Raw genomic sequence first — 9386 nt, 5'->3', positions numbered from 1 at the left:
TAATTTTACGGTTTACATATCGGGATGTAGCTCAGCTTGGTAGAGCACCTGGTTTGGGACCAGGGGGTCGCATGTTCGAATCGTGTCATCCCGACCAGCCTTTAGATCATAACATCTGAATATATATTAGCAGTATAAACAAGACCCCATCTGTTGTCAGGGAGACAATGGATGGGGTCTCGTTCTTTTTATTGGATCATATCATATGCCCCAATGCTCACGAACCATTTAAGACTGTCGCGGCTAAGTCTGTGGGAGCAGCTGAACGATTATATCGGATCGCTCGACGATGCGCAATTTGCGCGTGCGCTCGTGTTTCTACGCAGAGCGTTCAGTAGCTTTACAGATGAGAGAGAAGACGATGGTAGCGGAAGCGCTAGGTGAGATATGGGGCGTAAATTCGGATTTATGACGAGACAAGTGAATGGAGAGCATCGGCGGGATGACTGGGGGACAGACAGCAGGCGGTCGAGGCGCCGGCAAAGGAAAGCACGCTCCCCGGCTGGCGCGGTGGCTTGGCGATGTACGAAGCTTTTTTCCAGAGGATGTCGTTTCAATCATTCAGCATGATGCGATGGAGAGAAAAGGATGGAAGCAGCTGCTGTTCGAGCCGGAGCTTCTGGCTCAGGTGAAACCGGATATCGGACTTGTTGGTACGCTGATGACGCTGAAAGACAAAATTCCGGAGAAAACAAAGGATACGGCGAGATTGCTCGTACAAGCTGTGGTTGACGAGTTAATTAGGCTGATGGAGAATGACCTTCGAAGAGCGGTTACAGGAGCGTTGAACCGAAGGCAGCATTCCCCGCTTCCTTCGTTAAGCGGAATTGATTGGCAGAGGACGATTCGGCGTAATTTAAAGCAGTATGATGCGAAGCGCCGTCAAATCATTCCGGAACGAATTTATTATTTTGATCGTGCGCGGCGCAGCCAAGAATGAACGGTAATCGTCGATATCGACCAGAGCGGTTCGATGGCGGAATCGGTCATATGGGCCTCCATTATCGACTCCATCTTTGCCAGCATTCCGGCGCTTCGTACGCGCGTCGTCGCCTTCGATACGGAAGTGGTTGATCTGACGGAGCAGTGTGCTAACGACCCGGTCGATATGTTGTTCGAGATACAACTCGGCGGCGGAACCGATATTCACAAGTCGGTTGTATACTGCGAGCAGTTCGTTGAGGAGCCGAGGACCGAGCTTGCGAAGAGGCTCGGTATGTGACGACAGGCGAGCCGGAAATCAGCGGAGATTATCTAAATGATTAGAAAAGGGAATTGTCGGAAAATAAATTCTGACATTTCCCTTTTTTCAGCATAGAAGGACATTTTATGCCGATATCGAAATATTATGATGATCTTGTAGTAGGATAACGACTGCATGGAAGGTAGATCGGAATGTTGAATATGGGTCGATTTAACACGCTTCGCAACCAGATGCTATTTGGCTTCCTGCTCGTCATGATCATTATTTTATCCGTGGTCGGGATTGTGACGTTCGATTCAGTATCTAGGCTGCTGAAGAACAATGCGGAGAAGCATATTCAGCAGACTGCCATTCAGGCGAATGGCCGGCTTGACGCTGTGCTGAACCAGATCGATTCGTTGTCGATTATGGTGGCGTCTAACCTTAATGTCCAACGTCTGCTCGTTAATGAGCTTCATGGTAAGCGGTCAACATTCAGCGAGAAGCAAATGCTGTCGCCTTATGTCAACAATATTCAAATCTATTCTTCTGGTGTCCGCTCAGTAGAGCTGTTCACGAACGATTACCGTCGATTGTTTCCGCTTGACGGCGATAGTCTGGAGACCAAAATTGAGGCGAAGTGGATCACAGAGGCGAGGGCGCAAAAGGGAAGATTAGTTTGGATCGGTATAGACCCGCAAGATAGCACATCTGTTCTGGCTATTCGGCAGATTAGTTTGCTGGATGAGAATTTTGCACTAGGCGGCTATATGCTTATTCGAATGGAGCTTAATTTGTTCGACATCCGTGAAATGAATTCAGATGAGAGCACCCGCGAGACGATGCTGCTCGTTGGACGTGATTATAAACTTATTGCACCGGTCAATCATGACCTTAGGATGGAAGATATTAAACTGCTTGTTGATTCGGAGCATCCGATCGTCACGGTAGAAGAACGCAAATATATGATGGTACGCCATCAGTCAGAAGTTACGGGCTGGACGTTTCTCATTCTGACGCCGCTGAGCGCAATTACTGAAGGGATTTCGTTTCTGCGAACCGTTATATTCGTCTCGGCCGGAATTGGTACTGTGCTTTATATTATTCTTTCCTTATTCCTGTCTACCATTATATCTAGGCCGATCTTCCGCTTAATCAAAATTATGCGAAGCTCGCGCATTGGCGGCTTAAAGCCGATCGCGCAAGTATCCTCAACCATTGAAATTAACGAGCTGAACCATACCTACAATCAGATGGTCGAACATATGAATGATCTTATAAGGCTTGTATATGAGAAAGAAATATTACAAAGCCGTTCGGAGCTGAAAGCGCTTCAGGCGCAAATTAATCCGCATTTTTTGTTCAATACGCTCGAGGCTTTATATTGGTCACTATATAACAAGGACGAGGTGGAGCTTGCGGAGTTCGTCATCGCGATGTCAGAGCTGTTTCGGTATACCATTACCGGCCCGAACCGCGACGAGTGGGTGACGCTCGAGGAAGAGCTAGACCATATCGAACGATACTTGGTCATTATGCGAATTCGATTCGGCGAGCGGCTTACGTGGCGGATCGAGTCGTTGTCCGATTATGCCCGATATCGGCTGCCGAAGCTCTTAGTACAGCCATTCGTTGAGAATGCAATATTGCACGGGATTGAAAGTAAAATCGGTCCAGGCGTTGTAACCGTCAGAGTTGATCTATCGGATGACCATGAATATTTAAAGATTACGGTTGAGGATGATGGAGGCGGGATGTCGGAGGATACACTTAGCCGATTGCAGTATTCTCTTGAGAATGGCAAGGTTCATACGTCCAAAGGCTCTGGACTTGGCATATCGAACGTTCGTGACCGCATCCGTCTCTACTTTGGTGGTCAGCATGGCGATAAGGTTGGAATTCAGATTTGGAGCCGTGAAGGAAAAGGCACGGCGGTAAGTATTTCGATTCCGGTCATTACAGGAGTGTATAAACGCGATGAAGAGAACATTATTAATTGTGGATGATGAGCCGTTAACGGCGAACGGAATTAGAAGGATGCTTGAGGTTTGGTCGGCAGGCAGTATAAACATTTTAATGGCAAACAACGGCAAAGAGGCGCTGGAAATATTGGATAGTCAGCCTGTCCATCTGTTAATTTCGGATATTCGTATGCCCGAGCTGACGGGCTTGAATCTCGTTGAGCTGCTTAACAAGCGTGGTAAAGACGAGAAGCCGGCAGTTATTCTTATATCCGGCTATGCTGAGTTTGACTATGCTCTTCAGGCGATACAGCTTGGTGTCGTCAATTATTTGTTGAAGCCAATTAGTAAAGAAAAGCTGATATCGGCGGTGGAGCAGGCGCTTCAGCTTGATGAGCAGCGCGCTAGAATCGGTATAATGCAGCGGATGATCGATCAGAAGCTGCTAGAGACAAACCAGACGCTTAGCGGCTCGACGCTCAGCGGGCCGGTACAAGAGGCTCTCCGGTACGTGGATGAGCATCTGCATTTGTCATTCGGCCTGCGTGAAGTAGCGGATCACATCCACCTCCACCCGAGCTATTTGAGTGCTAGGTTTAAGGAGCAAATGCATATGACGTTTAGTGAATATGTCGTGAGACGCAAGCTTCAGAAAGCGAAAGAGCTGCTGCTGCAGACGAATATGCCAATTGCCGAAATATCGGAACGGTTAGGTTATCAGACTCCCCGCTATTTCAATAAGCTGTTTAAAGAATATGAGGGCTGCAGCCCGGGACAATATCGAGTTGAAACCTTAAAATAGTGGAAGTTTTCCCTATAGTAGAACGCTTATATCAATTTTGTGCTAATGATAAACTTATTCAAGAGGGAAAACGCTTACATTTCCTTCGAAAATCATATAGGGGGATTTAGAGCAATGAAGAGAAAAGCTATAGCGGTATGGGCGCTAATGCTTGCGCTCGTAATGGTCGTCTCGGCATGCGGAGACAAAAAAGACAGCGGTTCCGGCGGCGACAAAGTGACGATTAAGCTGATGAGTCAGTGGCCGGAGGGCGGCGCCAAGCAGCAGTACAACCTTGTTAATGAGATTATCGCCTCGTACGAGGAGGAGAATCCGAATGTTAAGATCGACTTGGAAGTTCTGGAGACGAATCAATACAAAGACAAGCTGAAAGTACTCTCCGGCTCCAACTCGCTTCCTGACGTCGGCTTCGCGTGGGCGGCAGGCTTCCTGGAGCCATACGTCAAAGGTAACCAATTTGCAACGCTGGATGATCTGCTGCAAGGCGATCTGAAGGATCAATTCGTAGCAGGTACTACGGAAGCGTATGCAGTAGACGGCAAGACCTACTCGCTTCCTGTAGAGCTGAACATCGTTCCAATCTATTACAACAAAGAAATTTTTGCTAAATATAATCTGCAAGTGCCGCAAACGTATGACGAATTTAAAAATGTCATTCAAACGCTGCGCGACAATGGCGTAACGCCAATTACGCTCGGCGGCAAAGATGGATGGACGGGCTCGTTCTGGTACATGTACCTCGTTGACCGTCTCGGAGGAGCGGATCTGCTTGATAAAGCGATCGCAAGCAACGACTTCTCGGATCCTAATCTGATCGAAGCAGCGAAGATGGCCCAAGAGCTCGTCGACATGAACGCATTCAACAAAGGCTTCAACGGCCTGTCGAATGACGAAGCGAAATCCGAGTTCTACAATGGAAAAGCAGCTATGTACGCAATGGGTACGTGGGAAGTACCGAACCTTACGACGAACGAAGATATTCCGCAAGAGTTCAGAGATAATGCTGGTTACTTCCGCTTCCCGACGATCTCTGGCGGCCAAGGCACGTCGGATACGTGGGTCGGCGGCGTAGGCGTAGGTTTGTTCGTGTCGGAGAGCTCGAAAGTCAAAGAAGAAGCGAAAAAATTTGTCTCGTACTTCGTCAAAAAATGGGGCGAGAAATCGGTTACGGAGGCAGGCGTTATTCCAGCAACGAAAGTGGATACGTCCAAAGTTAAGCTGCCGCAAATGTTCATCGACCTGCTCAACGAGCTCAGCTCGGCGAAGAAGGTTACGCTGTATGCCGACGTTCAAATGAAGCCGGTTGCATCGGAAGAGCATCATAAGCTGATTCAAGCGCTGCTTGGTAAAGAGGTAACACCGGAGCAATTCGCGAAACAAACGGACGACACACTGAAAGCCGGCAAATAATTGGCTTTAGACAAGCGCAGAAGGGACGTAGCCGCACGTTTCGGCTAGGTCCCTTCTCCCGTTCGCCATAAGGAGGTTGAATCATCCATGGATAAAGTCATGTCAAACAAATGGATCATTGCGCTATACGTGTTGCCGTCTATCATTCTTATAATGGCGGTTATATATGTTCCAATCGTTCTCACCGGTTATTACGGCCTTATGGATTGGGATGGCGTAAGCAGCATGAAATTTATTGGGCTGGATAACTATGTTGCATTGTTTAAGGATCATGCGTTCTGGGAGAGTGTAGGGCATTCTTTCCTATTTGCATTGCTGTCCACATTGTCGCTTGCTGTTTATTTGATCGTTGCAATGGTGTTAGCGGGTAACATTAAAGGAGCGAACCTGTTCCGGAAAATTTATTTGCTGCCGATGCTGTTATCTTCGGTTGCGATTGCACAGCTCTGGATGAAAGTGTACCATCCGACGAGCGGTATTCTGAATACGACACTCGTCTCGCTTGGCTTTTCTGACCCTCCTGCATGGCTGTCGGATACGAAATACGTGCTAGGTGCCCTCTTTGTTCCAATTTTATGGCAATACGCTGGTTTCTATATTCTCATCTATTATGCTGCACTGAAGAATATCCCGAACACACTAGTTGAAGCGGCCTTAATCGATGGCGCTACACATCGACAGATCGCATATCGCATTAAGCTGCCATTAATTACGGAAGTAATCAAAGTGACGATTGTGTTGTCCGTTGTCGGCTCACTGAAATATTTTGATCTGATCTACGTCATGACAGGCGGCGGTCCTAACGGTGCAAGTGATGTTATGGCGTCCTACATGTATCAGAGGGCGTTTAAAGGATTTGATTTCGGTTACGGAAGCGCTATTGGCTTCTTCCTGCTCATTATTTGCCTAGCTGCAACGTGGATCATTCGTAAGCTTACGGCGACCAAAGATTCGATTCAATATTCATAACTTCAGGAGGTGCTTACTTTGAAGGTGGCTTTAGAAACTGGGGTGCACCGGAAGGTTGCCACTTCCCGTACCGCTGCAAGAAAGATTGGCAGCGCGGTATTATATATCGTCCTTATCGCGATTGCGATATTGCAGCTGTTGCCGCTCGTGTGGCTGTTGTTCTTCTCGCTGAAGAATAGCCAGGAAATATTCGATCTGGCGCCGTTTGCACTGCCTCGTCATCCCAAGTGGGAAAATTACTCGGACGTATGGTCTTCCGGCAACATTGATCGTTACTTTATAAATAGTGTCGTTGTTACGCTGGGATCGGTCGTGTTAACGATTTTGCTTGCAAGCTTCGTTACATATGCGGTTACACGTATGCGGTGGAAGTTGAGCTCCTTCGTATTGGGGATATTCATGCTTGGTATGATGATCCCCGTTCATTCGACGTTAATTCCTTTATACAATCTCTATGAGAAATTGGATTTTATCAATAAGTATCATAGTCTTATTGTATCTTATACTGCTTTCAACCTGCCGATCACCATCATGATTATGCTCGGATTCTATGCGGTACTTCCGAAGGAAGTAGAAGAAGCAGCTATTATGGACGGCTGCTCGATTAATCGGCTGTTCTTTCAAATCATTCTGCCGATGACGATGTCGGTTATGATGACGGCTGCCATCATTAATATGATCTATAACTGGAACGAATTTATTTTCGTTAACACATTTATAAGCAGCGATTCATTGAAAACGCTGACCGTAGGGGTACAGAACTTCATCGGACAGTATCAGGCGAATTGGGGCGCAATCGGCGCGACGCTTATGATCAGCATTTTGCCGATTATGGTCGTATTCCTGCTGCTCAGTAATCGGATCGTAGAAGGACTTGCGGCTGGATCGGTTAAAGGTTAATGGATCACTACTCACTCATTTATGGATTCTACAAGAGAAGGACGCTTCCGGCTGTGGAGAGCGTCCTTCTTGTGTCCATATCTTTAATTCTTAGGCATCCAGATTCGATAGTTGCCGCTCAGCGCGAGCATGCTGAACATGTAGAGGCAGTTGTCATAGTAACGGCGCTCGCCTGTACGAACCGGCGTGTTCCAGAACAACTCGACAGCAGCGCGAGCCTTCGGGCTGTCCGGTACAGCCAGTGCAGCCATTGCATTCGTAGCAATTAAGCCGACAGGATGCAGGCTCTTCTCTTCGAAGGGCTCACCGGCAATTGTATAACGGCGGTAATCGTTAGGGTCCTTATCTTCGAAGAACGTTAGAATGTTGTCGGCAATTCGAACGAGATCGTCGCTTAAACCGAACCAGTGTGCTTCCAGTCCAAGGTTGGCAGCAACCCGGTATGAATCGCTGAAGAAATGACCGAAGCCGCGAATATGGTTCGGCGATCCGTCGTAGAATGAGTATTCCGGTGCCAGGCCGGTCTTCGGATGACATGTCGTGGGCAAGTAAGCGCGGCTTGCTGCCGCAGCTTCCTTCCAAAATTCGCGATCCTCTGGATTCGCCCATTCCGCGAACAGTTCATAGAAGTGCGGCAAATGATAAGACGGATCGGTGAAGTCAAAGCTTGGCACAAACTTAATTAGTTTATTGCTTGGCTCCCACATCGGGTATCCGTCATTATTTTCACCCTTATGAACGCAATCGTGCAGCAGCTTGCGGGCCTGCTCGCTGTAGTTGTAAGGCTCCTCACGGTCGCCCCAGCGATGCGAAGCGAAGAACAGAGCAAGCGCAAAATATTCTTCGCCGTCGGGAGCGGGTCCATCCGCATTACGGTTGCCGTTCGTATTACAGGACCAAGCAAAGTACCCAGCATTAACTCCATCGGTCATATACATATATTTCTTCGCCCAGCCCCAGATTCGATCGAATATGTCTTGGCGGTTCATCTGTACTGCCATCATCATGCCGTAAGACATTCCTTCAGTTCGAGCATCATGGTTGCCTGTATCCTCAAGGTAGCCGAGACCGTCTTCAGATTCATAATAAATCCGAGTGTCTTCTCCTCCTTCGAATATTTGCGTCCAGCTGTCCTGTACACGGCGCTGAATCTCTTCCTCCTTGTAGCCGAACTCTAGCAGCAGATTGCGGTAGGTTCCGGTGTGATAGGCGCCTTGCTTGTTGTGTGTTGTCATGAGTCATTGCTCCTTCACATGTTGAGTTGTTACTGCATTACTAGCTTACCTTTGCAAGTAGCTTAGAAACACCGACAATGTATAGCTTCTACTATGGAAACTATAGAAAATGATTGCGTTTTCCTTAACATTATGCAATAACTAGTTTAGATAATACAATTCTTTATTTTTCGGATTCTAGTACAATTGTAACGAATTCACTAGCAGTTCCAATTTCGCTGGAGAGACGAGAGGAGCATATTGAATATGGAACGATTAGAGATGATTAATTATGTCGAGACGGAGCATAAGGTGGTCGCCTTTACGTTCGACGACGGCCCGGATCCGGTATATACGCCGCAACTGCTTGATATTTTGAAGGAGGCAGGGGCTAAAGCTACATTCTTTATGATTGGCGAGCAGATCGAGAAATCACCGGAGGTGGCTGCCCGGGTCCATGCCGAGGGGCACGAGATCGGCAACCATACGTATACACATCCTTTTTTGACCAAGTTATCGAGTGAAGCTGTGTTGGATGAGTTCCGTAAGACAGAGAGCTTAATTCAAGGCATTACGGATTATAAACCGACGACGTACCGCCCGCCTTATTTTGATATCAACGATGAGGTATTGAAGCAAACAGCTGAGATTGGCTATATCGGTTGTGCTGGTGCTGCTAATATGGCGGCTCAAGATTGGGCAAACCCAGGTGTTAAGCAAATCGTCGAGAAAACGCGTGAATCGGTTCGCAATGGTGCGGTTTTTATATTCCATGATGGATATGGAGATCGTTCACAAGCGGTTGAATCCGTACGTATTCTTGTGAAGGAATTGACCGAGCAAGGCTATCGGATTGTGCCATTTAGAGAGCTGCTGACGCTGGCGAGTAAATAACTATAGAAATTCGTACATTCCAATGAAGAAATAACCGTCTGGGTATGAACTGT

Annotated in this window: 7 protein-coding genes, 1 tRNA gene and 2 pseudogenes; 9 read left to right on the top strand and 1 reads right to left on the bottom strand. The window is 47.5% G+C overall.

The genetic code is table 11. The features are described from left to right. The first annotated feature begins 20 nt into the window (after positions 1 to 20). The 8 genes and pseudogenes from PXY01_RS21105 to PXY01_RS21075 all read left to right on the top strand — a co-directional run bounded on the left by PXY01_RS21105 (position 21) and on the right by PXY01_RS21075 (position 7225). A tRNA-Pro gene (locus PXY01_RS21105) sits at positions 21 to 97 on the top strand. Positions 98 to 231: 134 nt separating this feature from the next. Continuing rightward, a pseudogene (locus tag PXY01_RS22475) lies at positions 232 to 406 on the top strand (DUF5682 family protein); the annotation flags it as partial. Between the two features lie 51 nt (positions 407 to 457). Then, positions 458 to 1201, top strand: a pseudogene (locus PXY01_RS21100) (VWA domain-containing protein); the annotation flags it as partial. Positions 1202 to 1395: 194 nt separating this feature from the next. Further along, positions 1396 to 3189: a sensor histidine kinase gene (locus PXY01_RS21095; protein WP_127572972.1), complete on the top strand. Its 1794-nt coding sequence runs from the start codon at positions 1396 to 1398 to the stop codon at positions 3187 to 3189. Beyond that, the gene (locus PXY01_RS21090; protein ID WP_127572970.1) at positions 3161 to 3946 is read left to right on the top strand and encodes a response regulator transcription factor; all 786 of its coding nucleotides are present in this window, start codon (positions 3161 to 3163) and stop codon (positions 3944 to 3946) included. The genes PXY01_RS21095 and PXY01_RS21090 overlap by 29 nt, the downstream gene beginning before the upstream one ends. 114 nt (positions 3947 to 4060) lie before the next feature. Beyond that, on the top strand, positions 4061 to 5356 hold the full coding sequence (locus PXY01_RS21085) for an extracellular solute-binding protein (protein ID WP_127572968.1): 1296 nt from the start codon (positions 4061 to 4063) through the stop codon (positions 5354 to 5356). 87 nt (positions 5357 to 5443) lie between these two features. Beyond that, positions 5444 to 6325, top strand: a complete 882-nt coding sequence (locus PXY01_RS21080) for a carbohydrate ABC transporter permease (protein ID WP_127572966.1) — start codon at positions 5444 to 5446, stop codon at positions 6323 to 6325. 42 nt (positions 6326 to 6367) lie between these two features. Then, positions 6368 to 7225 (top strand): carbohydrate ABC transporter permease, encoded by an 858-nt coding sequence (locus tag PXY01_RS21075; RefSeq protein ID WP_246028047.1) that lies wholly within the window; start codon positions 6368 to 6370, stop codon positions 7223 to 7225. 83 nt (positions 7226 to 7308) lie between these two features. Here PXY01_RS21075 and PXY01_RS21070 read toward each other — a convergent pair whose 3' ends face one another. After that, positions 7309 to 8460, bottom strand: coding sequence for a family 8 glycosyl hydrolase (locus PXY01_RS21070; protein WP_127572962.1), 1152 nt, complete (start codon positions 8458 to 8460; stop codon positions 7309 to 7311). Between the two features lie 246 nt (positions 8461 to 8706). On the opposite strand from PXY01_RS21070, the gene PXY01_RS21065 reads away from it, so the two are divergent. Beyond that, entirely contained in the window at positions 8707 to 9333 is a 627-nt protein-coding gene (locus PXY01_RS21065) for a polysaccharide deacetylase family protein (protein WP_127572960.1), read from the top strand. The last annotated feature ends 53 nt before the right edge of the window (positions 9334 to 9386 follow it).

Source organism: Paenibacillus xylaniclasticus, assembly GCF_004001065.1.
GTDB lineage: Bacteria > Bacillota > Bacilli > Paenibacillales > Paenibacillaceae > Paenibacillus_T > Paenibacillus_T xylaniclasticus.
The sequence above is the reverse complement of the archived record's forward strand: the minus strand, read 5'-3'. Positions and strand labels throughout refer to the sequence as shown.

What these genes read in the sequence shown, in the direction of transcription:
- PXY01_RS21070 (WP_127572962.1), bottom strand. Translation starts at nt 8,460, where the DNA reads ATGACAACACACAACAAGCAAGGCGCCTATCACACCGGAACCTACCGC.
- PXY01_RS21065 (WP_127572960.1), top strand. Translation starts at nt 8,707, where the DNA reads ATGGAACGATTAGAGATGATTAATTATGTCGAGACGGAGCATAAGGTG.
- PXY01_RS21085 (WP_127572968.1), top strand. Translation starts at nt 4,061, where the DNA reads ATGAAGAGAAAAGCTATAGCGGTATGGGCGCTAATGCTTGCGCTCGTA.
- PXY01_RS21080 (WP_127572966.1), top strand. Translation starts at nt 5,444, where the DNA reads ATGGATAAAGTCATGTCAAACAAATGGATCATTGCGCTATACGTGTTG.
- PXY01_RS21095 (WP_127572972.1), top strand. Translation starts at nt 1,396, where the DNA reads ATGTTGAATATGGGTCGATTTAACACGCTTCGCAACCAGATGCTATTT.
- PXY01_RS21090 (WP_127572970.1), top strand. Translation starts at nt 3,161, where the DNA reads ATGAAGAGAACATTATTAATTGTGGATGATGAGCCGTTAACGGCGAAC.